Annotated in this window: 20 protein-coding genes; 9 read left to right on the forward strand and 11 right to left on the reverse strand. The window is 69.0% G+C overall.

All coding sequences use genetic code 11. The features are described from left to right. Nucleotides 1-13: 13 nt before the first annotated feature. On the reverse strand, nucleotides 14-1333 hold the full coding sequence (locus ACFVDO_RS13560) for an amidohydrolase family protein (RefSeq protein WP_378858688.1): 1320 nt from the start codon (nucleotides 1331-1333) through the stop codon (nucleotides 14-16). Between the two features lie 53 nt (nucleotides 1334-1386). Beyond that, nucleotides 1387-2352 carry a helix-turn-helix domain-containing protein gene (locus ACFVDO_RS13565; protein WP_378858689.1) on the reverse strand — a complete coding sequence of 322 codons (966 nt, stop codon included), beginning with the start codon at nucleotides 2350-2352 and terminating at the stop codon, nucleotides 1387-1389. Nucleotides 2353-2493: 141 nt separating this feature from the next. On the opposite strand from ACFVDO_RS13565, the gene ACFVDO_RS13570 reads away from it, so the two are divergent. Beyond that, the gene (locus tag ACFVDO_RS13570) at nucleotides 2494-6270 is read left to right on the forward strand and encodes a S8 family serine peptidase (RefSeq protein ID WP_378858690.1); all 3777 of its coding nucleotides are present in this window, start codon (nucleotides 2494-2496) and stop codon (nucleotides 6268-6270) included. Nucleotides 6271-6750: 480 nt separating this feature from the next. After that, nucleotides 6751-6957: a cold-shock protein gene (locus tag ACFVDO_RS13575; RefSeq protein ID WP_236126218.1), complete on the forward strand. Its 207-nt coding sequence runs from the start codon at nucleotides 6751-6753 to the stop codon at nucleotides 6955-6957. Nucleotides 6958-7040: 83 nt separating this feature from the next. Here ACFVDO_RS13575 and ACFVDO_RS13580 read toward each other — a convergent pair whose 3' ends face one another. From ACFVDO_RS13580 to ACFVDO_RS13595, 4 genes are all read right to left on the reverse strand, one after another. Continuing rightward, on the reverse strand, nucleotides 7041-8366 hold the full coding sequence (locus ACFVDO_RS13580; protein WP_378858691.1) for a hypothetical protein: 1326 nt from the start codon (nucleotides 8364-8366) through the stop codon (nucleotides 7041-7043). 49 nt (nucleotides 8367-8415) lie between these two features. After that, entirely contained in the window at nucleotides 8416-8832 is a 417-nt protein-coding gene (locus ACFVDO_RS13585) for a hypothetical protein (protein WP_378858692.1), read from the reverse strand. An 82-nt stretch (nucleotides 8833-8914) separates the two neighbouring features. Next, nucleotides 8915-9577, reverse strand: coding sequence for an HAD hydrolase-like protein (locus ACFVDO_RS13590; protein ID WP_378858693.1), 663 nt, complete (start codon nucleotides 9575-9577; stop codon nucleotides 8915-8917). Between the two features lie 19 nt (nucleotides 9578-9596). Then, nucleotides 9597-10559: a DUF389 domain-containing protein gene (locus tag ACFVDO_RS13595; RefSeq protein WP_378858694.1), complete on the reverse strand. Its 963-nt coding sequence runs from the start codon at nucleotides 10557-10559 to the stop codon at nucleotides 9597-9599. A gap of 156 nt (nucleotides 10560-10715) precedes the next feature. Here ACFVDO_RS13595 and ACFVDO_RS13600 point away from each other — a divergent pair, with 156 nt between their 5' ends. Beyond that, the gene (locus ACFVDO_RS13600) at nucleotides 10716-11873 is read left to right on the forward strand and encodes an AI-2E family transporter (protein WP_378858695.1); all 1158 of its coding nucleotides are present in this window, start codon (nucleotides 10716-10718) and stop codon (nucleotides 11871-11873) included. A 135-nt stretch (nucleotides 11874-12008) separates the two neighbouring features. On the opposite strand, the gene ACFVDO_RS13605 is transcribed toward ACFVDO_RS13600, so the two are convergent. The 5 genes from ACFVDO_RS13605 to ACFVDO_RS13625 are packed head-to-tail and all read right to left on the reverse strand — an operon-like array spanning nucleotide 12009 to nucleotide 17557. After that, nucleotides 12009-12392 carry a hypothetical protein gene (locus ACFVDO_RS13605; protein WP_378858696.1) on the reverse strand — a complete coding sequence of 128 codons (384 nt, stop codon included), beginning with the start codon at nucleotides 12390-12392 and terminating at the stop codon, nucleotides 12009-12011. An 11-nt stretch (nucleotides 12393-12403) separates the two neighbouring features. After that, on the reverse strand, nucleotides 12404-13099 hold the full coding sequence (gene nucS, locus ACFVDO_RS13610) for an endonuclease NucS (protein WP_378858697.1): 696 nt from the start codon (nucleotides 13097-13099) through the stop codon (nucleotides 12404-12406). Nucleotides 13100-13125: 26 nt separating this feature from the next. Further along, nucleotides 13126-15162, reverse strand: a complete 2037-nt coding sequence (locus tag ACFVDO_RS13615; RefSeq protein WP_378858698.1) for an alpha-glucuronidase — start codon at nucleotides 15160-15162, stop codon at nucleotides 13126-13128. Between the two features lie 14 nt (nucleotides 15163-15176). Continuing rightward, entirely contained in the window at nucleotides 15177-16520 is a 1344-nt protein-coding gene (locus ACFVDO_RS13620; RefSeq protein ID WP_378858699.1) for a serine hydrolase domain-containing protein, read from the reverse strand. 8 nt (nucleotides 16521-16528) lie between these two features. After that, nucleotides 16529-17557 carry a LacI family DNA-binding transcriptional regulator gene (locus ACFVDO_RS13625; RefSeq protein ID WP_378858700.1) on the reverse strand — a complete coding sequence of 343 codons (1029 nt, stop codon included), beginning with the start codon at nucleotides 17555-17557 and terminating at the stop codon, nucleotides 16529-16531. Nucleotides 17558-17799: 242 nt separating this feature from the next. Here ACFVDO_RS13625 and ACFVDO_RS13630 point away from each other — a divergent pair, with 242 nt between their 5' ends. The 6 genes from ACFVDO_RS13630 to ACFVDO_RS13655 all read left to right on the forward strand — a co-directional run bounded on the left by ACFVDO_RS13630 (nucleotide 17800) and on the right by ACFVDO_RS13655 (nucleotide 25767). Continuing rightward, nucleotides 17800-18789 (forward strand): ABC transporter permease, encoded by a 990-nt coding sequence (locus ACFVDO_RS13630; RefSeq protein WP_378858701.1) that lies wholly within the window; start codon nucleotides 17800-17802, stop codon nucleotides 18787-18789. Next, the gene (locus ACFVDO_RS13635) at nucleotides 18783-19715 is read left to right on the forward strand and encodes a carbohydrate ABC transporter permease (protein ID WP_378858702.1); all 933 of its coding nucleotides are present in this window, start codon (nucleotides 18783-18785) and stop codon (nucleotides 19713-19715) included. Before ACFVDO_RS13630 ends, ACFVDO_RS13635 begins: the two co-directional genes overlap by 7 nt. A gap of 78 nt (nucleotides 19716-19793) precedes the next feature. Next, nucleotides 19794-21452 (forward strand): sugar ABC transporter substrate-binding protein, encoded by a 1659-nt coding sequence (locus tag ACFVDO_RS13640; protein WP_378858703.1) that lies wholly within the window; start codon nucleotides 19794-19796, stop codon nucleotides 21450-21452. 64 nt (nucleotides 21453-21516) lie between these two features. Beyond that, nucleotides 21517-23022: a xylan 1,4-beta-xylosidase gene (locus ACFVDO_RS13645; RefSeq protein WP_378859392.1), complete on the forward strand. Its 1506-nt coding sequence runs from the start codon at nucleotides 21517-21519 to the stop codon at nucleotides 23020-23022. Further along, nucleotides 23019-23720, forward strand: coding sequence for a hypothetical protein (locus ACFVDO_RS13650; protein ID WP_378859393.1), 702 nt, complete (start codon nucleotides 23019-23021; stop codon nucleotides 23718-23720). Before ACFVDO_RS13645 ends, ACFVDO_RS13650 begins: the two co-directional genes overlap by 4 nt. After that, nucleotides 23713-25767: a beta-galactosidase gene (locus ACFVDO_RS13655; RefSeq protein WP_378859394.1), complete on the forward strand. Its 2055-nt coding sequence runs from the start codon at nucleotides 23713-23715 to the stop codon at nucleotides 25765-25767. The genes ACFVDO_RS13650 and ACFVDO_RS13655 overlap by 8 nt, the downstream gene beginning before the upstream one ends. Nucleotides 25768-25770 lie beyond the last annotated feature (3 nt).

Here is a 25770-nt window from a genome sequence, read left to right on the forward strand (position 1 = left end):
GTGCTGCGGCGGCTCAGAGCCCGTCCAGCAGCCGATCGATCTCGGGGAACCGGGTCACGGTCGGGGTCTCGATCAGCTCGCCGCGGGCCGCGACCAGGATCGGCTCGTCGAAGGCGCGGAAACCGTCCAGAGGATTGCTCTCGAGCAGCACCAGATCCGCCGCTTTGCCCGTCTCGATCGATCCGGTGATGCCGTCGATCCCGAGCAGACCGGCGTTCGTCTGCGTCGCCGCGTTCAGCGCGTGCGCGGGCGTCAGGCCACCGTGCCGGGTGAGGAAATCGACCTCGCGCCAGGTGTTGTAGTGCGTGACGTAGGTGAGCGCCGAGTCGGTGCCCATGCCGATCGTCACATCATTCGCGAGCGCGTCGGCGATGCCCTGCAGCATCTCGTCCAGGATCATCTCGGCGTTGGCCTTGACAATCTCGTTGACGCCGGTGACGCTGCGGTCGAGCTTCACCAGAGGCAGGCACGCCTGCAGCGTGGGGATCAGGGCAGAGCGGCCGTGCAGCGATCGCGGGTTGTCGTTGAACAGGGCGATGATCTCGTCGTTCATTCCCGCGCCGTGCTCGATCGTGTCGACGCCGGCCCGCAGGCAGGCGGCGATGCCCTCCGCGCTCTGCGCGTGGGCGGCGACCAGGATGCCGGCATTGTGCGCCTCCTCGCAGATCGCGAGCATCTCCTCCTCGGTCATCTGCGGGCGCCCGGCCTCGCCGATCGCCCTGGCATCCGTGACTCCACCGGTCGCGGCGATCTTGATCGCCGTGACGCCCTTGCGCAGGTTGATGCGCACGTTCTTGCGCGCCGTCCACGGGTCATCGCTGATCAGCGCGATCTGCGGGGCGCCATGGCCGCCGCTCACCGCGAGCAGCGGACCCGACGGGTACAGTCGCGGGCCGAGATACTTCCCGGCCTCGATCGCGTTGCGCGCACGGACCACCTCGTAGCGGGCGTCGCCCAGGCTGCGGATGGTGGTCACGCCGCTGTTCAGCTGCGTGACGACGTTCTTCTTCGTACGGGAGTCCAGCAGAGGGCGTCCGAGCGGGCCGTGCATGAACCACGCGACGGCCTGTTCCATCGTCTCGCTGGTCATGAACGCCGGCAGCGGCTTGCCGTCGGCGAAGAGATGCGCGTGCGCGTTGATCAGTCCAGGGGTGAGGAAGAGCCCCGCCCCGTCGATCGACCGGTGTCCCGCGGGCACGGTGATCTCGGCGCTCGGGCCGACGGCGCTGATCGTGCCCGTGCCGTCCACGATGACGGTGTGGTCGGCGAGGAGCGTGCCCTCGCGATCACCGGTGACGATGGTCGTGCCGACGACGGCGAAAGGTGTGCTCATGACGGATGCTCCTTCAGGGACGAACCGGGGGACGATGCGTGCTCCGACTCTACTCAGGCCCAGCCCAGGCGCACCGCGGCGGCACCGAGCTGGATGCGGGTGGTCACGCCCGCCGACTCCATGAGGTCTGCGATGCGCCGCTGCACCGTGCGTGCCGAGACGCCGAGCTGGTCGGCGATGGCCGGGTCGGTCATGCCCAGCAGCAGCATCGACAGCAGCTCGCGGTCGATGCCGTGCTCGCGGGCGAGCGTGTTGGTGTCGTCATCGATCAGGTGGGTCGCCGCCTCCCAGCACCGCTCGAACATGCCGTTCACCAGGTCGAGCAGACCGCTCGGTCGCACCAGCAGGCCACCGATCGATCCCTGGTCCGCCTGCGAGAACATCGGCAGCAGTGCGAGCCGTCCGTCGGCGATGATCAGCCGTGTCGGCAGCCCGGCCAGCACGCGGATCTCCTCGCCGTGCGCGACCACTTCCCGCGCACTCTCGATGAAGCCAGGGCGCGCCACGACATCCGGCTCCGCCAGCACCCGGTACCGCACGCCGCGGGCGAGAGCTTGGGCCTCGGCATCGTTCTCCTCGGCCGAGACGACGGCCACGTCGCTGAGCATGAACACGTCGATGCGGGTGTCCGCCGAGCTCTGCACCTGGAACACCCGCTGCCGCAGCGCATCGGCCCCCACGACCACGTCCACGACATCCGGCGCCACGCGGTGCACTGCTCCCTCGCGGTACAGCTCGGCGAGGGACTCCAGCGTCTCCTGCGCCTGCGCGAGCCGGTGCTTCTGCTCGTCCAGGCGCGGCCCGAGCGACAGTCCGGGCGGCGATGCCACATAGCGGCCCGCATCTGCGGCGCGGCGCGCGGCCAGCCCCTGCTCCTCGAGCGCACCCAGCACCTGCAGGGTGCGCTCGCGTGTGAGCTGCGCGGCCACAGCCACCTCGTCGACGCTCGCGGAGGGCACCCCGAGCAGGGAGCGGTACACCGCGACCTGAAGCTCATCGAGACCGATCGGATCGAGCACAGCGCCTCCTCGAGCGTGCAGCCGCCGGACGCTGGCGGATCGTCGTCATGGCGTCAGAACGCCACCCATCCAATGATGCCGCTGTGACAGGTTCTTGAGTGCATCCCCAGTGCAGATTCCCCAGCAAGGAAGGACCCAGGTATGTCCACCTCCCCCAGACAGCCACGGCGCGGGCGCAGAGCCCTCGTCGCCGGCGTCGGAACGATCGCCATCGGCGTCGCCGGACTCGGCGTCGCACCGGCGTTCGCCCAGCCGCCGGTGCAGCCGCCCACCACGCATCCGAACATCGACGCGGCAGACGGAGAGGAGCATGACATCACGCTCCTCACCGGCGACGTCGTGCACGTCGCCGAAGCGGGAGGGATCACCACCGTCGACGTCGACACCGTGATCCCGGGCGCCGGCTGGCAGAAGATCCAGGCCGGCGACGACCTGCTCGTCGTGCCGGATGCCGCCATGCCGTTCCTCGCGGCCGATTCGATTGACCAGGACCTCTTCAACGTCACCAAGCTGATCGCCGACGGCTACGACGACGCCTCCGTCGACGCGATCCCGCTCATCGTCGAGCAGAATCCGAAGCAGCGCTCCGCATCGGTCCCCGGACTGGACGTGGGCAAGGCCCTGCCCAGCGTCGAGGGGGCAGCCGCCAGCGCTGACAAGGATGCCGCCGAGCAGACCTGGCAGGCGCTGACCACCTCGAAGGCCCGAGCGTCGAAGCCCGGCCAGCTGGCCGGCGGCATCACCAAGGTCCACCTCGACGGCAAGGTCGCCGCGACCCTCGACTCCAGCGTGCCGTGGATCGGCGCGCCCGAGGCGTGGGCGGCCGGCTTCGACGGCGAGGGCGTCACGGTCGCCGTGCTCGACACCGGTGTCGACACCGCCCACCCCGACCTCAAGGACAAGGTCTCGGCGGACTCGAAGAGCTTCGTACCCGGTGAGGGCTACACCGACGACGTGCAGGGGCACGGCACGCACGTCGTGTCGACCGTGGTCGGCACGGGTGCGGCATCCGACGGGAAGAACCGCGGCGTCGCCGACGGCGCCGACGTGCTGTTCGGCAAGGTGCTCGGCAATGACGGGTACGGCCAGGAGTCCTGGATCATCTCGGGCATGGAGTGGGCGTCGAAGAACGCCCCGATCGTGTCGATGAGCCTCGGGACCCAGGAGCCCTCCGACGGCAAGGACGTCATGTCGGAGGCGCTGAACAACCTCACCGAGCAGAACGGCACGCTGTTCATCGTCGCTGCGGGCAACGCGTCGTCGCCCGAGAGCGTCGGCTCGCCCGGCGCCGCTTCCGGCGCGCTCACCGTCGGATCGGTCGACGACCCCTCCGGCGACCTGTCCTGGTTCTCCAGCCAGGGTCCGGTGTTCCGCTCGGGCGCGCTGAAGCCCGACATCGCTGGCCCCGGCAACGACGTCACCGCGGCCCGCTCGTCGATGAGCCCGGGCAGCGGCGACTACGTGACGATGAGCGGCACGTCGATGGCGACCCCGCACGTCGCGGGCGCCGCGGCGATCCTCAAGCAGCAGCACCCGGACTTCACCGGTGCGCAGCTGCGCACGCTGCTCACCAGCAGCACACGTGAAGACGGTGCGCTGAGCTCGTACCAGATCGGCGCCGGCGTGCTGGATGTCGCCCGCGCGATCAAGACGGATGTCGTGGCGTCCGGCTCGGGCGACTTCGGCATGGTGCCGTGGGGCGGCGACGCGAAGCCTGTCCAGCGCACCTTCGAGTACGCCAACCGCGGCGACGCCGACGTGACGATCGCGCTGGACGCGAAGCTGGTCGACGCGACCGGCGATGGCGGCGGCCGTGACACCGGCGGCGTGCTGAAGCTCAGCGCCGACTCGCTGGTCGTGCCCGCGGGCGAGACCCGCTCGGTCACGATCGACGTCGACCCCGCTGAGGTGCCCGCGGGGGCACGGTTCACCGGCTACCTGATCGGGTCGATCGACGGCGAGGCGGTCACCCGCAGTGCGCTCGGCGTCTCGGTCGAGGCCGAGCGCTACGACCTGAAGGTCTCGGCCACCGGGCTGGACGGCAAGCCGGCCAGCACCTACGCGTGGATCACCAGCAACTTCCCCGAGGAGATCGCGGGCGTGCTCGCCGTCGACGGTGAGACGACACTCCGGATGCCGGCCGGCCGCTACGGGATCATGTCGATGATGGACATCTTCCCGCAGCCGGATGCCCAGGGCGTCGCGCTCGTCGGCGACCCGGACGTGGTGCTGGACGGCGCGAAGTCCGTCTCGCTCGACGCCCGCACAGCCGTCAAGGTGACCGCCGACGTGGGTGACGCCGACGCCGAGCCGACCTACCGGCGGATGGACTACACCGCCGACGGCATCGGTGGAACCGCGGTCGTGCCGATCTGGGCCGACGACATCTACGCCCAGCCGCAGAAGGTCGCCGACGCCGAGAGCTTCGGCTTCACGGCGCGCTGGCGGATGCAGCACCCGGCGCTGACACTGTCGGTGGGCGGCACCAGGCTCGACGTGATCCCGCAGGCCGGTGCCGTGCCGTTCGACGGTCGGCTCAAGGCCAAGGGCGTCGACGTCGGCACGGGCACGGACGCCGGGTTCGCCGGCAAGTCGGTCAAGGGGACGGTCGCGATCGCGACGCTGTCATCCGAGACGACGCCAGAAGAGATCGCCGCGCGCGCCGCGAAAGCCGGGGCACGGATGCTGGTGCTGATCAACAGCGCCGACCAGGAGTACTTCACCTGGGTCGGTGAGACGGCGATCCCGGTCGCCGGCATCAGCGGCATCCAGGGTCGCGACCTGCTGAAGAAGATCGCTCGCAACCAGCAGATCGTCGCCGCAGGCACGCCGCTGGCCGATGAGATCTGGGATATCGCGCGCTACGCCGACGGCGAGATCCCGCAGGACCTCACCGGGTGGAAGCCGAAGCTTGCTCGGATCGACACCCGCTACTACGGAGAGAAGGGCCAGGACGCCGCCGAATTGCGCGTCGACATGGTGCCCGGCACCACACACGGCACCGGGCCGGCCAACGCCGTCGAGCGCGGAACCGACCGCGTGGACTGGGTGAGCACCGAGAACATCCGGTGGTACCAGGACGCGTACGCCGCGGGTGGCATGTGGAACGTGCGCGACATCGTGCGCTCCTACAAGCCTGGGCAGAAGGTCAGCACCTCGTACTTCGGTCCGGTCGTGCGACCCTACATCGGCAACGGGTACTGGGCGCCCAGACGTCAGGACGACTCGCTGTCGATCAACATCCCTGCCCAGGCCGACGGCGCGAACCCCGACCGCACCGGAGCGCTCGACGCGGAAGGCACCACCTACACGGGTGCGCTGTACGCGGACGGCAAGAAGGTGCGCGACGTCACGGGTCAGGCTCCGCCGTGGACCGACGTGCCCGCCGGTCAGCACCGGTTGCGCTACGAGATCAGCACCGGTCACGACAGCACCTGGCTGAGCACCAGCACGCAGGTCGAGACCGCGTGGGAGTTCGAGTCCGGCGGTGACCTCGGCGACGGCTTCCTGCCGATGCTGCAGGCGTACTACGGCTTCGACCTCGCCGCCGACGGCACCGCGGGTGCGAACCGCAAGAAGGGTGCCGCCGTGCCGTTCACCCTGCAGGTCTCGCACCTCGAGGGCGCCGTCGGCAGCGCGCCGGTCAAGTCCGCGACGCTGGAGATGCGCCTGCCGGGCGGCGAGTGGAAGAAGGTCGCCCTGAAGACCGAGTCCATCAGCAAGGACGGACCGGGCAAGATGACCGGCATCTTCGCGAACGGGCACGTGTTCGTGGCATCCTTCTCGGCCCGGCTGCCTGTGCCGGATGCCGGCGGGTTCATCGACCTGCGCGTGACCGGTGTCGACGAGGCGGGGAACACCGTCTCGCAGCAGATCGAGAAGGCAGTCGAGGTCTCCGCGGCCCGCGGAGCCAAGTGATCGCCTGAGACACATCGAAGGCCGGGAGGCGTCTCTCCCGGCCTTCGTTGTGTCTGCGGTTGTGTCGGGCCCTCCCCCGGCTGCTCCCGCCTCCCGGATTCCCACATCTCCCCAGAAGATGAACCTCGTTCCCCAGAACGAGTGCTGGAATCCCCTACGTCCTGCTTCGCGCCCCAGTCCCCACTGGACCGCTCGGAAGGTCGTGCATCTATGATGCCACCTTTTCTCGGATTTTGTCCCCCTTTTGGGGGACAAAAGTCCCCCAAAAGGGGGACAAAGGCTGTACGCTGTATCTGACGCACCCTCCGGTCGTCTTCGGCCCTCATCGCTCCCCCCGCGATGAGGGCCATCACTTTTCCCGGATGCAACATTTTCGTCACCTTCGAAATGGGGATGTCCACCGATCCCCTGCCTCGGCTAGCGTTAGCTCTACAGTCGGTGCAGCCCGCGTCGGCTTCGCAACAAGCAGAACGGCAGTACATGAGCACCCAGGGCACGGTCAAGTGGTTCAACTCGGAGAAGGGCTTCGGCTTCATCTCCCCTGATGAGGGTGGCGCCGACGTGTTCGCGCACTACTCCGCAATCGAGTCTTCCGGCTACCGCACTCTTGAGGAGAACCAGCGCGTCGAGTTCGACATCGCGCAGGGTCCCAAGGGCCTGCAGGCGGAGAACATCCGTCCGCTCTGAGGAGGAATCCTCCCAGAGGGAACAAAGAACCCCGCCGAGCTGCTCACGCAGCGCGGCGGGGTTCTTGTCAGTGCGGATGCCGGTCAGGCAGAGGCCTTCTCGCTCTTCCGGGCGGCGCGACGGCTGTTCTCGGCGGCCACCTGCTCGACAGCCGCGGCGGCAGCCTCGGCCGCCTCCTCAGCGGCGCGCGCGGCGAGGAACAGGCCCTCGCGGTTGAGGTGACGCGAGTAGCGGGCGTCGAGGTACAGCACGGGCACGTCGCCGGCGGCGCGGATCAGCTCGGGGTAGAGCTCGTCCTTGATGGGGCCGGAGCCGCCGCCGTAGACGTACACGACCTCGGTGGACTCACCGGACTGGCTAAGCGTCTCGCTGAACGAACGGCGGATCTGCTCGACGAGGTGCTTCACGTCGGGCTCGACCAGGACCACCGCGCGCTGGTGGCGGTTGCGCTGAAGCACAGACGGGGTCGACTGCAGGAAGTCGGCGAGCTGCTTGCGGCTGGTGAAGCGCAGCTCCGCCTCGTCCTGACGGTCGAGGGCGTTCTCGAGGATCGTGCCGTAGCCCATGTCGAGCGTCGACGCGGCCTCGGCGTTGAAGCGGCCGTTGGTGAACACCGGGAAGTTCACGGTTCCTTCGCCCACGTCGATGCCGATCGTGTTCTGCGCAGCGACCAGGTCGGCGCCGGTCACACCGGGCAGCACGTCGGCCTCGCGGGAGCGCAGGTCGGTGAGCAGCGCGTCGGCCAGGGGCTCGCCCTTGTCGGAGATCGCGTACTGCGCCGAGGCGCCCTCGGCGACCACCTGGACGTCGACGAACTCGAGACGGATGCTGACCGGGGTGTTGAAGTTCTTGATCGTGACCAGGTGCACGGCCGAGCCCTTCGAGCCGATGAACTCGCCGGCGTAGCCGTAGCGGCGCGCGACGAACTCGCTGATCGGCAGGGCGAGACCCGTACGCACCTTCACGCGCAGCTCGTGGTCGGGCAGCGCGTCGTGCTCGCGCACGTAGTCGCGGAGCGCCTTGGCGGCGTACACGCCCAGCACGAGGATCTTGCTCAGCTGCTGGTCGGCCTTGCTGGCGTGTCCGTCGTGCACCTCGAACTCGCTGAACACCGAGCCGCGCACGCTGAGTGCGGAACGGCCGAAGATGCGGCGGTCGCTGTCGGAGACCAGCGGCGACGAGAACGATGCATCGAGGCGGTTGTAGAAGTCCTCGTCGGCGTCGTTCATGGTCTGAGCGGCTTCGGCGTCCTCGAGCGGCACCTTCGGCGACTGCCGAGGGGTGGCCACGATGGCGCTGGGCAGGTCGATACGATCGCGCACACCGTTGTCGGTGTTCAGGATCATGCCCTTGACGTAGCCGTTGCCGACGTCGATGCCGCCGGTGAGGTTGATGATGTCCGAACTCATGGGGGAGACCTTTCGTTCCGAGTGTCGGGATGAGATGGGGGGAAGCGGGTTACAGACCGAGGAGATCGTCGATCGTGGCCGAGGCAGCCTCGGCCTTGGGCGCGGAGGTCTTCGCGGCCGCAGGTTTCGCGACCGCGGGCTTCGCGTCCGCGGTCTCGGGCTCCTGCCGCTCCGGGGCCGCGGCCTTGGCGGCGGCCGGCTTCGCGGCATCCGTCTTGGCGGGGCGCCGCGCGGGTGCGGGTGCCTCGACGTCGTCGGCGAACTCCTCCGCGACGTGCACCGGCTCGGCCGGAGGGCGTACAGGACGATTCGCGACGTCGACGTAGCCCTCGCGGGCGATCGCTTCGCGGATCAGGCGTCGGAACGAGTCGGATGCCGAGTACTGCAGGTCGAGCCATTCGATCACGCTGGTGTCGGCGACGGGGACGGTGATCTGCACCTTGCGAGTGGATGGCACTTCAGCCACTGCTGCTCCTTCGTCTCTGATCGCGCTCCGCATCGCGCGACAATCGTCGACACGCCCTAGATCACGGTACAGTACCCCGCTGTCAGGAGAGCAGTTCGCGGCTCAGTTCGGCGGCACTCGAGACCCGGGAGATCGCCCCTTCCGCCTCGCCGGACTCGCCGAAACCCCATTCCGCGAAGATCACCGGTATGCCGTACTGCGCCGCGCCCTCCAAGTCGTGCACCCGATCGCCGACGAGTACAGGCCTCGAGACATCGGCGCCGGCGGCCTTGAGCAGCGTCAGCGCACGCCCGATCACGGTCGCCTTGTCCTCGTTGCCGCCGGTCGTCGGATCGGGCAGCGACCCGGCCACCACGGTGAACAGATCCTTCAGCTCGTAGTGCTCCAGGATCGCGAGCACCTGGTTCTCAGGCTTCGAGCTGGCCGTGGACTGCGGGATGCCGGCGTCCCGCACCGCGCAGAGCACTTCGGGCACACCCGGGTAGATCGCGACGGATGCCGCATACCCGTCGCGCGCCGCGAGCTCGCGATAGCGGGCGACGGCCTCGAGCGACTGCTCCACACTCATGCCGGAGCGCTGGAACGACTCGTACATCGGCGGCCCGATCCAGCGCGACAGCTCCTCCGCGGCCGGCGGCTGCATGCTGTAGGAGGTGAAGACCTCGCGCAGGCGGGGCAGGATGCCGGCGGACGCGTCGGCGATCACGCCGTCGACATCCCAGAGGATGCAGGAGAAACGGGGCATGCGTCCACCCTATGGGCGCTCAGCGAGCGGGCTCGTCGCCGAGGTTCACGCGGTAGGCGGGGACGAACTCCGCGTCGACGTCGGCGGGATCCACGCCGGCGTCCAGCAGAGTGCGGGCGAGATCTTCCGTGCTCGGCAGTGGGGGAGCGCCGGTCAGTGTCAGTTCGGCGCGACCGCCGTTGACGGTGAGCGCGTCGATCTGCCATCCTGCCTTGTCCGCCCAGGGCTCCGCCGCGGCACGCACCTTCGACTCGAGCACGGCATCCGTCGTGAACCGCACCGAGGTGCTGGCGAGGGGGATCGTGATGATCGCCAGCGACACGATGATCGAGATCAGCGCACGGTACGGGCGGGCCGGCGTCGCGGCATCCTCCTCGGCGATCCCCTCCCACTTCGCACGCAGCGGCGCCAGGACGACGATGCCCGAGCCGAGGATGGCGGCGACGTTCGTCGCGAACAGCAGCAGTGCTCCCCCGGCCTCGTCCCACGCGCCCGACTCCATCGTCAGCCCGACCACGCACAGCGGCGGCACCAGCGAGATCGCGATCGCGACGCCGGGGAGGGTGTCGGAGATGTCCTTTCGGACAAGGGCGACGGCGCCCACGACACCGGTGGCCAGTGCCGCCAGCAGGTCGATGAGATGAGGCGAGACGCGCCCGGCGACCTGGGAGTCCGTCTGCGCGATGATCGGCGACTGCACGAACAGGCCGACGAGATAGCCGATCGCGATGGCGCAGAGCGCGCCGGTGATCACCAGGATCCAGCAGCGGATGAGATTGCGCCGACTTCCGAGCACCGTCGCCAGGACGATGCCGAGGATCGGGGTCATCAGCGGCGCGACGATCATCGCGCCGATGACCGTCGCCGTCGAATCCCCGACGACGCCGGCGCTGGCGATGATGCTCGCGAGCACGAGCAGCATCCAGAACCGCGAGTCGCGGTGTCTGGCATCCGGCCCTTCGAAGAACACGGAATCACGCATGGCGGCGAGAGTGTTCATTGCCCCTCCGGTGACAGGAGGCGCCGTCCGCCTCCGGGTGGCGGCATCTTGACACCTCGCGCGCCCAGCGCGCACGCAGGTCATCCGGGCCGGGCGAGTCCCGTGACGCGGCCGCACGGCGCGGGATACTGTGCCTGGGTGAGCAACAGCGAAGAGCGCGAGCAGGACCGGGCCGCCGCGGTGATCGACGAGGGCGGCGCGCAGCGCCCGTCGAAGTCGGCCCGCCCCTGGCGCATCTTGCCGGCCGCTCCGCTGCGCTCCGGATTCCTCGTGGCGATCGGTGTGCTGCTCGCGATCGCCCTCGCCCTCGTGTTCGTCTCGCTGTCGTCGGTGCTGATGTCGCTGTTCCTCGCGCTGTTCCTGGCGCTGGGGCTCGACCCCGCCGTTCGGCAGCTGCAGCGCACAGGCATGAAGCGCCCGTGGGCGATCGTCACCGTCGCACTCGCGGTGCTCGTGCTGGTCGTGGCGATCGTGCTGATCGTCGTGCCGGCGACGGTGAAGCAGTTCGTGCACATCGTGGAGACCGCACCGGAATGGCTCGCTCACGCGCAGACCACGGACTGGTATCAGAATATCGAGAACGCGCTCGGGATCGACCTCAGCGCCGCGATCGCGCAGGGTCTGGATTCCGTGGTGAGCATCTCGTCGTTCCTCGCGATCTCGGGCGGGGTGCTCAAGGCCGCCGGCGGGATCGTCGCCGGCATCTCCAGCACGGTGCTCGTGGTCGTGCTGACCCTGTACTTCATCGCGTCGCTCGAGACCATGAAGGGCGCGCTCGCGATGCTGGTGCCGCAATACCGCCGGGCGACCTTCTCGAGCCTGACCGACCAGATCACGGCGTCAGTGGGCGGGTTCGTCGCAGGCGGCATCACGCTGTCGTCCATCAACGCCGCCGTCGTCTTCGTGCTGCAGCTGGTGATCGGGTCGAACATCGCCGTGCTGCTGGCGATCGGCGCGTTCTTCATCACGCTCGTGCCGATGATCGGCTCGATGATCTTCCTCGTGGTCGGCACGGTGGCCGCGCTCTTCGTCGGTCCGTGGCAGGCGGTCATCTTCCTGGTGGGCTACCTGGCGTACATCCAGATCGAGGCCTACTACGTCACTCCGCGCGTGATGGGCAAGGCCGTCGCCGTGCCGGGCGTGCTCGTGATCATCGGCGCGATGACCGGAGCGGCCCTGATGGGCCTGCTCGGCGCACTGGTCGCCATCCCGATCACCGCATCGGTGCTGATCATCATCCGTCAGGTGACGATCCCCGCGCAGGACGCGAAGACGGTGGCGCCGGACGTCGGCTGATCTCCGTCAACATCTGCAGGCAGGAACGACGGATGCAGGCGGAATCGAGAGGCTTCTGGCCCGCATCCATGATCGGCGCCTGCAGGCGTGCCGGTGAAGAGCTCACCCCGCGCTTGTGCCGCGGTCCGGGCTTCCTCAGTCCTCGGTCAGGTAGTGCGCCAGGGGGCCGTCGACTGGACGTCGACGCCACCACCAGCCATCGCGGGTGTCAATCCTGAAATACTCGCCGATGAGGCCCTCGATGTCGGGCATGGTTGAAGCCCTGAATCGCTCATCGGCCGCCGCAACCTCACGTGCGATGTACTCCTGCACCTCGGCCGATGCCGCCACTGAGAACTCTGCGACGTAATCCCGTGAGCACAGGTCGTTCGTGTAGTCGTCGATCGTCGCCGCATACGAGGCGACTTCGGCAGCGAGGCGTCTCCATATCTGAAGCTCCTGCCTCAGGCTCGTGTGACCGGCCCAGCCGGCTGCCCGCATCTCGGCCTCAATACGGCTGATCTCGGAGCCGAACATCATGGGCTCAGTTTTCAGAACAGGCGCGGAGCGCCCGACTCGGTACCCTTCATGTCCTCGTAATCGAGGACCAGGCAGCGGATGCCGCGGTCCTCGGCGAGCACACGGGCCTGCGGCTTGATCTCCTGCGCCGCGAATACGCCCTGCACGGGCGCCAGGTGCGGGTCGCGGCCGAGCAGCTCGAGGTAGCGGGTGAGCTGCTCGACGCCGTCGATGTCGCCGCGCCGCTTCACCTCGACCGCGATGGCTGCGCCCCGGGCATCCCGCACCATGAGATCGACCGGGCCGATCGCCGTCGGGAACTCGCGGCGCACCAGAGTCGCGCCCTCGCTGATCAGGTCGACCTGCTCGGCGAGCAGTCGCTGCAGGTCGGCTTCGACGCCGTCCTTCTGCAGGCCGGGGTCGATGCCGAGGTCGTGGTTCGAGTCGCTCAGGATCTCGTAGATCTGCACGCGCAGCGCGTCGCCGGTCTTCTTGTGCGTCACTCGCCAGACCTCGACGACGCCGGCGGACGCCTCCTCCTCACCGGGCTCCTCGGTGGTGAGCGAGCACGGCGGGCTCATCCAGTTCAGCGGCTTGTAGCTGCCGCCGTCCGAGTGCACGAGCAGGCTGCCGTCGCCCTTGTGCATCAGCACACGGGTGGCCGGGGGCAGATGGGCGTTGAGGCGGCCGGAGTAGTCGACGGCACAGCGGGCGATGACGAGACGCACCCGACGAGCCTACCCGGGTGCCACCGTCAGTAGATCGTGCGGCCGGTCGCGTCGGCGACGCCGGACTTGCGGAAGAAGTAGCTGCGCACCTGATCGCGCCACTCGATCGCGCTGCGTCGCTGCTCGGCCAGGCGCTCCCGCATCCGCTCGTCCAGCTCGGACGGCACGGCGGCCGAGCCGATCAGGTCGGAGAGCGAGTCCCAGGCGTCCTGCACCTGGTCGAGCTGCTCCGCGGCATCCGATCGCGAGTCGTAGATGTGCTGGATCACCGTCTTGCCGGAGTGCAGAACGTGCCCGTAGGGCACGTGGTGGAAGAACAGCAGCAGCTCGTCGGGACACGCCTGCAGCGATTCATAGGTCTCGCACCACGGCGACGGGTACTGCGCGGCATAACCGGTGCCGGTCGACGCGGACCGGTCGACCCCGACGCCGTCGCGGTCGGCGAAGTGGTACGTGCCCCACATCGAGTACTCGTAGTCGTCGATACCCGGGCCGTAATGCTGCGATGCGGTCACCATGAACCCGACCCCGAGCGGCGCCGTGTACGCCTCATAGCGCTGCCACGAGTCATCCATCATCGCGTGCAGCGCAGTGCGGATGCGCGCGAGCGACACGTCATCGGATGCCGCGAAGGTCAGCGCAATCCACTCGTCCAGGAGCGCGCACGGGTCGAGCAGCGGATCCCACGCCAGTCGGCCGAAGGCGTACAGGTTCGCCTGCGCGAGCGGATGGCCGGTCCAGAACTCGTCTGTGCCGACGTTCGACACCGCGGCAACGCCACCCGACGGCCGGCCCTCCTCGCCGGCGACGATCTCGGCCACCGTGCGCCGCCCGTCCAACCGGAAGCGCAGATACTCGCTCCACGCCGGGCCGAGATAGCAGACGTGGTGCTGCTGCCCGGTGTACTCCTGCGTGACCTGCAGCTCGAGCGCCAGCCTGGTCTTCGGCATCGCCGCGAGCACCGGTGACAGCGGCTCGCGCACCTGGAAGTCCATCGGACCGTGCTTCACCTGCAGCACGACGTTGTCCGCGAACTCCCCGTCGAGCGGGGTGAAGTGGTCGTATGCCGCACGGGCGCGATCCGTCGACCGGTCGCGCCAGTCCTGGTGGTGGTCGTAGACGAAGGCGCGCCACAGCACCAGGCCGCCGTGCGGCCGAAGCGCCACGGCCAGCATGTTCGCGCCGTCGGCGTGGCTGCGGCCGTAGGCGAAGGGGCCCGGCTGCCCCTCCGAGTCGGCCTTCACCAGGAAGCCCGCGAAATCGGGCACCGCCGCGTACACGGCATCCGCCGCATCCCGCCACCAGGCGGCGACGGCGTCGTCGAGCGGATCGCTGGTCGGCAGCCCGCCGAGCAGCATCGGTGAACCGAACGAAACCGACAGCAGGATGCGGATGCCGAAGGCGCGGAACTCCGCGGCGATCCGCGCGACATCCGGCAGCCCGTCGGTCAGCAGCCGCGCCTCGCGGGCGTGCACGTTGACGTTGTTGATCGACACGGTGTCGATGCCGATGCTCGCCACCAGCCGGGCGTAGGCGCGCACGCGGCCGAGGTCGGCCCGCACCTCGCCCGCGTCGTAGAAGATCGACCCGCCGCTGTAGCCGCGCTCGACCTGCCCCATCCACGGATGCACGTCGATGTTGTCCCAGTGGTCGAGCATGCGCAGCGGCTCCGTCGGGGCCGACATCTCGACCTGCTCGAGGATCTCGCCGGTCGCCCGGGCCGCGGCGGTCCCTCGGACCGCGGCGTAGAACCCGCGCAGCGCCCCGGCCGGGCTCGCGCCCAGCACGACAGTCCGGCCGCCGGTGCGCACGATCGTGTGGCCGGCGGACGGCACGTCGGGCAGCTCTTCGAGTCCGACGATCGCCGGTGCGCTCACCGAGGACGCCGTCGCGACCACCAGGTCGGCCGCGGACGGGTCCGCCGCAGAAGCGGCGGAGAGTTCCGCGCGGACCGTGTCCAGCGGAGCGCCCTCGCCGAGCACGGCGGCGGAGCCGCCCAGGAACGCGGCGAAAGCGGCATCCGGCAGCCAGGCGGGGTGGACGGCGGGCGCGGGTGACGACATGGGTGCTCCGAGGGTCAGAGAGGGTGTGAGAAGGGCTCCGGCACGACGAGCGTGCCGAGGGACGGATGCCACAGCGGCTCGGTGTGCCAGGACACGGTCAGTCCGTCGGCGTCGCGGCGGACGATCGCACGATGCGGCGAGGTCGGCACCACGAGGTGCACGAGGACGGCACGGCCCTGGCGCTCGCCGCGGGTCGCGACCGCGAGGCAGCGGTCGCCCGAACCGAGCACCGCGTGCTGCCAGCGATCCTGCGGCACGGTCACCTCGCCGAGCGGCGTGCTCAGCAGCCAGCCCCCGCTGACGGCATCCACCAGTGCCCACGACTCCGAGTCCGGCACGGGATCGGATGCCGCGGCGAGGGCGTCGCGGGACGTCCATGAGTCCAGCACGGCCGCGCGCTCGGCGAGCAGGGCGGCGTCGGCGGGCACGGAAGGGACGGCGTCGTCGTGGAACGACTCGACCAGGCGCCAGAGCGCCTCCAGGGTGTCCTGCGTCTGCGTGGTGGCGCCCTGATAGGCGATGACGATGCCGGTGTCGGGCATCACGAGGACGAACTGACCGTACGCGCCGTCCAGACGGAAGCCGTGCCGGCTGCGCCAGATCTGGAAGCCGTAGCCCAGCGACCAGTCGCCGTGCTCGCCCGCGGCGCCGGTGTCCGACCAGGGCTGCGCCATCGTCTGCACGAGCTCGGCGGGCACGACCTGCCGCCCGCTGAACCGCCCACCGTCGGCGAGCATGATCCCGGCCCTGGCCAGATCCTCGATGTCGAGGTGCAGCCCGGAGAAGCCCTGATCGATGCCGCCGAGCGGGATCCACCAGCGCTCCCCGATGCCGAGCGGATCGAACACCCGCTCCCGCAGCAGCGCGGTCAGCGACCTGCCGCTGACCGCCGTGACGATCGCGGAGAGCACGTAGCTCGCCGGTGAGTTGTACGCGAAGCCGCTGCCCGGAGCGGATGCCGGTGGCGTCGTGAGCAGCGCCGGCACCGAGAACGGCAGGTCCAGGGTCTGTTCGCGGCTGTGCCCGGTGTTCATCGTGAGCAGATGCCGCACGGTCAGCCCGTTCGGGTTCTCGCCGCCGACATAGCGATCAACCGGAGCGTCGAAGTCGATCATCCCGTCAGCCTCGAGAAGGCCGATCGCCAGGGCGGTGAACGTCTTCGACACCGAGTACACCAGGGCCGGCTGCTCGGCCGACCAGGGCGTCCACGCGGCACGGAACAGCTCGTGGCCGTCGCGGGTGACGAGCAGCGCGTGCGGGTCGAGCCCGGCCCGCTCCAACTCATCGATCAGGCTGAGCAGAGCGGCGGAGGGCAGTCCGGCGAGCTCGGGCGCGCGGGTGGGCAGCCGGTCGGTCATCGGCTCCGTCACTTCACCGCGGGGGCGGCCGTGGACTCGCGCTCGACCAGTTCGGTCATCAGGTCCATCTTCATCGAGGACGGCTGCTGGCCGTCGGCCGAGGCGATCAGCATCTGCGCGGCCAGTGCGCCCATCTCGCGCAGCGGCTGGTTGACCGTGGTCAGCGGCGGGTTCAGCCATTCGGTGATCGGCAGGTTGTCGTAGCCGACCAGTGACAGGTCGTCGGGGATGCGCAGGCCGCACTCGCGCGCCGCGCGCGCGATGCCGAGGGCGATGTAGTCGGAGCCGGCGAAGACCGCCGTCGGGTGGTCGGGCCGCGAGAGCAGGTCCATTCCGTGCTCATAGCCGGATGCCGCGTCGAAGTCGCCCCAGCGCACCAGCGCCGGGTCCCACGGGATTCCTGCCGAGTCGTGTGCGCTGCGGAAGCCGTCGACCCGGGCGCGTGAGCACAGCACGTCGGCCGGGCCCATCACGACGGCGATCCTGGTGTGCCCGAGGGCGAGCAGATGCTGGGTGGCGACCAGCCCGCCGTTCCAGTTGTTCGACCCGACCGTCGGCACGTCGGTGGGTGGCTTGCCCTGCGTGTCGAGGACGACGAAGGGGATGGATCGCGAGCTGAGCTGGTGCCGCTGCGTCTGGTCGAGGTCGGAGAGCACCAGCAGCACGCCGAGCGGCCGGCGGGACATGACGTCGTCGATCCACTCCTGGGTCGGGCGGTGCGAGCCGCCCAGCTCGGAGAGCACGACGCCGATGCGGGCCGGGCCGGCGACCCGCTCGATGCCGCTGATGATCTCCTGCGCCCAGAGGTTGTCCGATTCGTGGAACACCACGTCCAGCAGACGCGGTGCGGTGCTGCGCGCACCGTCGGCGCGGGTCGCCACGGGCTTGCGGTACTCGTGCGCCGACAGGGCGGCCTCGATGCGCAGCCGGGTCGACTCGGCCACATCGGTGCGCCCGTTCAGCACCTTCGACACGGTCGGTGCCGACACCCCCACCTCCGCCGCGATCTCCGCGATCGTGGAACGCCCTCTGGCCATGCATCCTCCTCGAAACTATCGGTCAGCGTAACTGCGGTGACCTCATGTTGTCACCTTCGGATCACGAATATCACGCCAGGGATTGACGTGGATGCCCCGGAATGTTTACTGTTGCCGTCAACAACATATCGGAAGTCATTCCGAAAGTTTCGAGGTCCAGCAGCCCCTCCGCACAACGAAGTGAGACCATGCTCGATTCCACCCCAACCCGCAGCGCACTGCCCGCGGGCCCGGATCCCCGGATGAGCGAGACCAGAGCGCTCGTCACCGAGCCGGCCCGGCGCGGGCGACGGCGGCGCCGCGACCGCCTGGACCCCGCAGCATCAGGGAAGCAGACCTGGAAGCGCGCCCTCACGCGCGACTGGCGCCTCTACACCTTCCTCATCGCCCCGATCCTGTTCCTGCTGATCTTCCGGTACATCCCGATGATCGGGAACATCATCGCCTTCCGCCGCTTCCGCCCCGGCGGATCGATCCTCGGCGACGAATGGGTCGGCTTCTACTACTTCGAGATGTTCATCAACAATCCGCAGTTCTGGACGGTGTTCTGGAACACGGTCTGGCTCGGCGGGCTGACACTGGTGATCTGCTTCCCGCTGCCGATCGTGCTGGCGCTCATGCTGAACGAGCTGCGCTCCAGCCGGTTCAAGCGCATCGTGCAGACCGTCTCGTACCTGCCGCACTTCATGTCGATCGTGATCGTGGCCGGCCTCGTGCTGCAGCTCACCTCGCTGAACGGCACCATCAACCAGATCATCGGTGCGTTCGGCGGCGAGGCCATCCCGTTCATGCAGCGCCCCGAGTGGTTCAGCACCGTGTACGTCTCGTCTGAGGTCTGGCAGACCGTGGGATGGGGCACGATCCTCTACCTGGCCGCGCTCACGACGATCGACGACCAGCTCTACGAGGCTGCACGCATCGACGGCGCGAACCGCTGGCAGCAGACCTGGCACATCACGCTGCCCGGCATCCGTCCCACCATGATGGTGCTGCTCATCCTGAACATCGGCTCGTTCATGGCGGTCGGGTTCGAGAAGGTGCTGCTGCTGCAGAACCCGCTGATCTATTCCACCGCCGACGTCATCTCCACCTACCTCTACCGGGTCGGCATCCAGTCGTCGCAGTTCTCGTACGCCACGGCCATCGGCCTGTTCGAGGCGCTGATCGGTCTCGTCCTCGTGCTCTGCGCGAACTTCATCTCCCGTCGATTGGTGGGTACCTCGCTATGGTGACCGAAGCCCTTCCCGCGAAGCCCGACCTCGCGCACGTCCGCTCCGAGACCGGCATCATCAAGGAGTCGCTCGGCTACCGCACCTTCCGCGTCGCGAACGCTCTGGTGCTGGTGCTCGTGTGCGTGGTCACGCTGTATCCGTTCGTGAACCTCGTCGCAAAGGCGTTCTCCTCCGAGGGCGCCATCTCCGCCGGTGAGGTCAACCTGCTGCCGGTCGGCTTCAACATCGACACGTTCCGCGTCGTGCTGGGCGACGGACTGTTCTGGACGAACTACGGCAACACCGTGCTCTACACCGCGGTCGGCACGTTCATCTCGATGGCGCTGACCACGACCTTCGCCTACGCGCTCAGCCGCCCGCACCTCAAGGGCAAGACGTTCTTCGTCGGCATCGCCGTGTTCACGATGTTCTTCAGCGGCGGCCTCATCCCGAACTACATCCTGATCGCGAGCTACCTGGGCTGGCGCAACTCGATCTGGGCCGTCGTGGTGCCGGGCGCGCTGAGCGTGTTCAACCTGCTCGTGATGAAGTCGTTCTTCGAGAACTTCCCCGCCGAGCTCGAGGAGGCCGCCGCGATCGACGGCCTGTCCACGTACGGGGTGTTCTTCCGCATCGTGCTGCCGCTGTCGAAGGCGGTGCTCGCGACGATCACCCTGTTCTACGCCGTCGCGATGTGGAACTCGTGGTTCAGCGCCTTCCTGTACCTCGACAGCAAGGAGCTGTTCCCGGTCACGGTGTATCTGCGCAACCTCATCGCCGCGGCCACCGGGGCGCCGGAGGCCGGTGCTGCAGCGGATGCCGTGCAGATCTCGGCCAACATCCAGTCGGTCACCATGCTGCTCACCGTGCTGCCGATCGTCTGCCTCTACCCCTTCATCCAGCGCTACTTCGTGTCGGGCGTGATGCTCGGCTCCGTCAAGGGCTGATCGCCGCGGTCGCTCCCAGCAGTCCCTCCCCATCCCCGGCACGTCGAACGACGACGTTCACACCGAAAGAGAGAATCCATGTCCCCCACACGAACCCGCCTCGCAGCGGTCGCCGGCCTCGCCGTCGCCGCCGTGGTGCTCTCCGCCTGTTCCGGCGGAGAGGCGCCCAAGACGGACTCCGCAGGCTCCGCCACGATCGCCGCCGAGCAATCCGTCGGCGCGATGGACGACTTCGCCGCCGGCACCACGTTCAAGGCCACCAAACCGACCACCTTCTCGCTGATGTACCGCGACCACCCGAACTACCCGGTGCAGGACGACTGGTCGATCTTCACGAACCTGAAGGCGAACCAGAACGTGTCGTTCAAGCGCACCGACATCCCGCTCGCCGACTTCGACAAGAAGAAGGCGCTGCTGATCGGCGGCGGCGAGGCGACGGACATCATCTCTGTGACCTACCCGGGCCAGGAGACCCAGTTCGTCGCCGGCGGTGCGATCCTGCCGGTCTCGGAGTACTTCCAGTACATGCCGAACTTCCAGAAGAAGATCAAGGACTGGGACCTGCAGGACGAGCTCGACACGCACCGCCAGGAGGACGGCAAGATCTACATGCTGCCCGGCCTGCGCGAGGTGCCGGACGTGCAGTACTCGGTGATGATCAACGAGGCCATGTGGGACAAGGCAGGCATCACCGAGGACCCGAAGACCTACGACGAGCTCGCCGAGGACCTCGCCAAGGTCAAGCAGGCCAACCCCGACATCTCCTACGCGCTGAGCGACCGTTGGACCGACCAGACCCCGCTCGGCGCCTTCCTCAACGTCGCCGCCCCGAGCTACGGGACCCAGGCCGGCTGGGGCTACGCCAACCCGCTCTGGGACGCGGATGCCGGCAAGTTCGTCTTCAACGCGACCGGCGACGGCTACAAGGGCCTGATGCAGTACGCATCGGGACTGGTCAAGGACGGCGTGCTCGACCCCGAGATCACGCAGAGCGATGACGCCGCGGCGCAGAAGTTCATCAGCGGCAAGTCCGCAGCGATCTCCGGAAACACCCAGGCGCTCGCCGAGTACCGCGGCAAACTCGCCGACGCAGGCAGGAACGACGTCAAGATCCGCCTTCTGAACGTGCCGGGCGGCCCCGCCGGAGACAACCTCGCCTACGGCCGCTTCACGTCCGGGCTGATGATCGGCAGCGAGGCGGCGAAGCAGCCCTACTTCAAGGCTCTGCTGCAGTACATCGACTGGCAGTACTACTCCGATGAGGGTCTCGAGTTCGCGCTCTGGGGCGTCGACGGCGAGACCTACTCGAAGGCCTCCGACGGCACCCGCACCCTGAACTCCGACGTCAACTGGAGCTCGATCAACCCGGATGCCCCGAAGAAGCTGAACGCCGACTTCGGCTACAGCAACGGCGTGTTCTCGCTCGCGAACGGTTCGTCGGCCGACCTCACCCAGTCGATGATGACGCCCGAGATCAAGGACTGGACGAAGGCTCAGATCGACACGCACAAGCAGGTTCCGGTGCCGCCGGCGGCGAGCCTGAGCGAGGCCGAGCTGGAGCAGACCTCGCTGCAGCAGACCCAGCTGACCGACGCGGTGAAGACTGCGACCGCCGCGTTCATCACCGGTCAGAAGTCGATCGACAAGGACTGGGACGCCTACGTCACCCAACTGAAGACGCTCGGCTCCGACCAGTTGATCGACACGATCAACGGCGCCCTGAAGAAGTCGAAGTAACCCTCCACGGGTGGCCGGGCACGCTGTGCCCGGCCACCCTCCGCCATCCCCGCAGGAGCCCGTCATGATCCACGTCCCCGCGCATCCGATCAGCACCCTCTCGCCCGCCTGGCGCGCCTGCGTCGGCACCGGCCGCACCCGCGAGGTGCTGCACGCCGACTACCGCGACAGCCTCGAGGTCGTCCAGGACGAGATCGGCTTCGCGGCGACCAGAGCGCACGGCATCCTGCACGACGACATGGGACTCGTGCAGGCGTACGAGTACGCGGGTGCAGCGCGCACCCGCTACGGGTTCTCCTACGTCGACCTCGTGATCGACACCTGGCTGGATGCCGGTGTCGCGCCCTTCCTGGAACTGGGGTTCATGCCGGAGGCCCTCGCCTCGGGCCCCGACTCGGTGTTCTGGTGGCGCGGCAACATCACGCCGCCGCGCGACCACGGCGAGTGGGCCGCACTGGTGCGGGCGCTGCTCACCCACCTCATCGACCGGTACGGCCTGGAGCAGGTGCGCACCTGGCCGATCGAGGTGTGGAACGAGCCGAATCTGACGACCTTCTGGCGGGATGCCGACGAGGCGGCCTATCACCGGCTGTACGCGACCACGGCGAGGGCGGTCAAGGACGTCGACGCGGGACTGCAGGTCGGCGGCCCCGCGATCTCGCCCGGGGCCGACGACTGGCTGCCGCGCTTCGCCGACTTCGTCGCCCGCGACGGCGCGCCCTGCGACTTCGTCTCTAAGCACGCCTACACGACCGGCCCCGCGCAGCCCGTTCCCTTCGGTGTGCACCAGACCCTTCGGCCGCCGCAGGATCTGCTGGAGCAGTTCGCCAGCCCCGGTCCGCTGCTCGCAGGGTCGGTGCTCGAGGGACTGCCGGTGCACATCACCGAGTTCTCGTCCTCGTACCGACCCGACAACCCGATCCACGACACTGCGTACCAGGCTGCCTACCTCGCCCCGGTGCTCGCCGAGGGCGGTGACCACGTCGCATCGTTCTCGTACTGGACACTGTGCGACGTGTTCGAGGAGATCGGCGTGCCCACCGCCCCGCTGCACGGCGGATTCGGCCTGCTCGGGCACCGCCAGCTGCGCAAGCCCGCCTTTCACCTCTACGCGTTCATGGCGCGTCTCGGCGACGACGTGCTGGCCAACGGCGCCGATCATCTGGTCACCCGGCACCCGGACGGCCGGATCTCGATGCTGCTCTGGCAGCCGCTGGACGGCACGGCCGTGGCGGACGCCGGGCATCGCGTGCGGCTCTCGGTGCCGGCATCCGGTGCTGCGCACGTCGTGGAGCGGCACGTCGATGCCGAGCGCGGCAACGTGCGCGCCGGATGGCAGGCGATGGGCAGCCCGCTGGCGCCCGACCGCCGGGCGCTCGACGATCTGCACGATGCATCCCGGCCGTCCGTGCACATCCATCGCGTGCAGCCGGCGGACGGACGCTGGGATCTCGACATCCGCCTCGGCAGGCACGGCATCGCGCTGGTGGAGATCACGGGCTCGCGCGACCAGGCGCCGGAATGGGCCGACGAGAGCCGCCTGCTCGGCCTCGGCGAGGCCGCGCGATGACGGACATGACCGCGCGCAGCGACGACGCCGGCGAGATCGGCCGCGGGCCGCTGTCGCGGGTGACGGCCGCCGTCTACCGGATGCTGGTGCTGGAGGGCCTGCTCCTGGTCGCGATGCTGCCGACCGTGATCGTGATGGCGCTGCTCGGCCGTGACGCATCGAACGTTCCGCTGTTCGTGCTCGCCCTGCTGCCGCTCGCCCCCGGCCTGGTCGCCGCGGTCGCCGCCATCGGCGCCTGGCGACGCACGCCCGACCTCTCGCCCGCGCGGGCCTTCCTGCTCGCCTATCGCCGTGACGTCGTGGCGACGTTGAGATGGTCGGCGCCGTCGACCGGGCTCGTCGCACTGCTCGTCTTCAACCTCGTGCACCTCGACGCGGTCGCGGGCGCCGCGGTCATCCGTCCGCTGCTGGTGTTCTTCGCCGCCGTGCTCGTCGTCTGGCAGGGGCACATGGTCGCGCTGACCGCGGGATTCCACCTGCGCACACGGGATGCCGCGCGCATCGCGCTCTCGCAGCTGATGCCGCAGTGGCGCTACACGCTCGGCATCCTCTCCCTGCTGCTCGTGGCCGGCACCGTCGTGCTGGTCGCCTCCGAGTTCACCCTGCTGCTGTTCGCGTGGGCGTTCGCCCTGTTCCTGGCCCTGCTCGCCCGCCCCCTGATCGCCGACGTCACCGAGAGGTTCACCACCGATGACTGACCTGCCCGTTCTCGATCGGATCGCCTTCGGAGGGGACTACTCGCCCGAGCAGTGGGATCGCGAGGTGTGGACCGCCGACTACGCGGCCTTCGACGCCGCGCACATCACGACCCTCACCGTCGGCGTGTTCAGCTGGTCGCTGACCCAGCCCGATGAGGACACCTTCGACTTCTCGGTGCTCGACGACATCATCGACCGCGCCGCCGCCGAGGGGCGCACGGTGTGCCTGGGCACCGGCACCGGCGCGCTGTCGCCCTGGATCGCGAAGAAGTACCCCGAGGTCACACGCACCGACTTCGAGGGGCGGCGGCACCGGTACGGGCAGCGCCACAACGCCTGCTGGAGCTCGCCGCACTACCGGCGACTGGCCGCACAGATCGCGGGCCGGCTGGCCGAGCGCTACGGCTCGCACCCGGCTGTGGTCGCCTGGCACATCGGCAACGAGTACGGCGGGCGCTGTTACTGCGACCTGTGCGCGGCGGAGTTCCGGCTCTGGCTGCGCCGCCGCTACGGCACGCTGGACGAGCTCAACGAGGCCTGGAACACGACGTTCTGGTCGCACCGTTTCACCGACTGGGACGAGATCGAGCCGCCCAGCGCCCTTACCGAGCACTGGGGCGGTCCGGGCAAGACCGCGTTCCAGGGCATCACGCTGGACTACGCCCGCTTCTCGACCGACAACGCGATCCGCCAGTTCGACGAGGAGAAGGCAGCGATCCGCGCGCACTCCGACCTGCCGGCGACGACGAACTTCATGGGCTTCTACGAACCGCTCGACTACCAGCGCTGGTCGGACCACCTCGACTTCGCCTCCTGGGACAACTACCCGCGGGCGATGGACGAGCCGTGGAGCACTGCGCTCGCCCACGACCTGATGCGCGGTCTGAAGGGCGGCGCGCCGTTCTGGCTGATGGAGCAGACGCCGTCCGTGACCGCGTCGCGCGACGTGAACCCGGTGCGTCGGCCCGGCGTGATGCGGTTGTGGTCGTGGCAGGCCGTGGCGCACGGCGCCGACTCGGTGCTGTTCTTCCAGATGCGGCAGTCCCGCGGAGCCTGCGAGATGACGCACGGTGCGGTGCTCGACCACTCCGGACGGCTCGACACTCGAACGTTCCGTGAGGTCGCGGGGCTCGGGGCCGAATTGGCGGGTGTTGGCGATTCGCTGCTGGGTGCCAGGACGCCGGCGCGCTGCGCGCTGGTCGTGGACTGGGACTCATGGTGGGCCCTGGAGATGTCCGACGGACCGAATCGACTGCTGCGATACCTGCCGGCGATCCAGCAGTGGAGCCGGGCGTTCTGGGATGCCGGCGCGCAGCTCGACGTGGTGCCCGTCACCGCCGATCTCGACGGTTACGACGTCGTCGCTGCTCCCCTCCTGCACCTGATCAAGGGGGACATCACCGAGCGGCTCGCCGCCGTCGCAGCGCGTGGCGGCAGCGTGCTCACCGGCTATCTGTCCGGGCGCGTCGACGAGGACGACCGCCGCTTCCTCGCGGATGCCCCTGGTCCGCTCGCCGCTCTCGCCGGCGTGCGCGTCGCCGAGACGGATGCCGCAGAGCCGGATGTCGTGAACCGGGTCGAGTTCGCCGGCGGCGCGGCGGGCCCGGCATCCGGCATCCGCCACTCGCAGGGACGGATGCTCTTCGAGGTGCTGATCCCGGACGATGCCGACGTCGTCGCCCGATATGGCGACGATTTCTACGCCGGCGAGCCAGCGGTCACACGGCGGCGTCTCGACGACGGCGGCGAGGTCTGGTACCTCGGCACCGAGCTCGCGCAGGACGGCCTGAGCGCGATCGTGCGAACGGCCCTGGAGCGCCACGGCGCCGTGGGGCCGTACGCCGACGCCGCGGGGCTCGAGCACGCGGTGCGGGTGTCCGGCGAGGGGCAGGAGTTCCATTTCCTGCTGCATCATGGCGCGGCTGCCGTGGACGTCGCGCTGCACGCGAGCGGCACAGACCTGCTGACCGGCAGGGAGCTGCGGCGGGGCGAGACGGTGACGCTGCAGCCGACCGATGTGATCGTGCTGCGCACGTCTGTGGACTGAGAG

It is taken from the genome of Microbacterium sp. NPDC057741, assembly GCF_042798735.1.
Lineage (GTDB): Bacteria > Actinomycetota > Actinomycetes > Actinomycetales > Microbacteriaceae > Microbacterium.

What these genes read in the sequence shown, in the direction of transcription:
- ACFVDO_RS13560 (WP_378858688.1), bottom strand. Translation starts at nt 1,333, where the DNA reads ATGAGCACACCTTTCGCCGTCGTCGGCACGACCATCGTCACCGGTGAT.
- ACFVDO_RS13570 (WP_378858690.1), top strand. Translation starts at nt 2,494, where the DNA reads ATGTCCACCTCCCCCAGACAGCCACGGCGCGGGCGCAGAGCCCTCGTC.
- ACFVDO_RS13575 (WP_236126218.1), top strand. Translation starts at nt 6,751, where the DNA reads ATGAGCACCCAGGGCACGGTCAAGTGGTTCAACTCGGAGAAGGGCTTC.
- ACFVDO_RS13580 (WP_378858691.1), bottom strand. Translation starts at nt 8,366, where the DNA reads ATGAGTTCGGACATCATCAACCTCACCGGCGGCATCGACGTCGGCAAC.
- ACFVDO_RS13590 (WP_378858693.1), bottom strand. Translation starts at nt 9,577, where the DNA reads ATGCCCCGTTTCTCCTGCATCCTCTGGGATGTCGACGGCGTGATCGCC.
- ACFVDO_RS13595 (WP_378858694.1), bottom strand. Translation starts at nt 10,559, where the DNA reads ATGCGTGATTCCGTGTTCTTCGAAGGGCCGGATGCCAGACACCGCGAC.
- ACFVDO_RS13605 (WP_378858696.1), bottom strand. Translation starts at nt 12,392, where the DNA reads ATGATGTTCGGCTCCGAGATCAGCCGTATTGAGGCCGAGATGCGGGCA.
- ACFVDO_RS13615 (WP_378858698.1), bottom strand. Translation starts at nt 15,162, where the DNA reads ATGTCGTCACCCGCGCCCGCCGTCCACCCCGCCTGGCTGCCGGATGCC.
- ACFVDO_RS13620 (WP_378858699.1), bottom strand. Translation starts at nt 16,520, where the DNA reads ATGACCGACCGGCTGCCCACCCGCGCGCCCGAGCTCGCCGGACTGCCC.
- ACFVDO_RS13625 (WP_378858700.1), bottom strand. Translation starts at nt 17,557, where the DNA reads ATGGCCAGAGGGCGTTCCACGATCGCGGAGATCGCGGCGGAGGTGGGG.
- ACFVDO_RS13630 (WP_378858701.1), top strand. Translation starts at nt 17,800, where the DNA reads ATGAGCGAGACCAGAGCGCTCGTCACCGAGCCGGCCCGGCGCGGGCGA.
- ACFVDO_RS13635 (WP_378858702.1), top strand. Translation starts at nt 18,783, where the DNA reads ATGGTGACCGAAGCCCTTCCCGCGAAGCCCGACCTCGCGCACGTCCGC.
- ACFVDO_RS13640 (WP_378858703.1), top strand. Translation starts at nt 19,794, where the DNA reads ATGTCCCCCACACGAACCCGCCTCGCAGCGGTCGCCGGCCTCGCCGTC.
- ACFVDO_RS13645 (WP_378859392.1), top strand. Translation starts at nt 21,517, where the DNA reads ATGATCCACGTCCCCGCGCATCCGATCAGCACCCTCTCGCCCGCCTGG.
- ACFVDO_RS13650 (WP_378859393.1), top strand. Translation starts at nt 23,019, where the DNA reads ATGACGGACATGACCGCGCGCAGCGACGACGCCGGCGAGATCGGCCGC.
- ACFVDO_RS13655 (WP_378859394.1), top strand. Translation starts at nt 23,713, where the DNA reads ATGACTGACCTGCCCGTTCTCGATCGGATCGCCTTCGGAGGGGACTAC.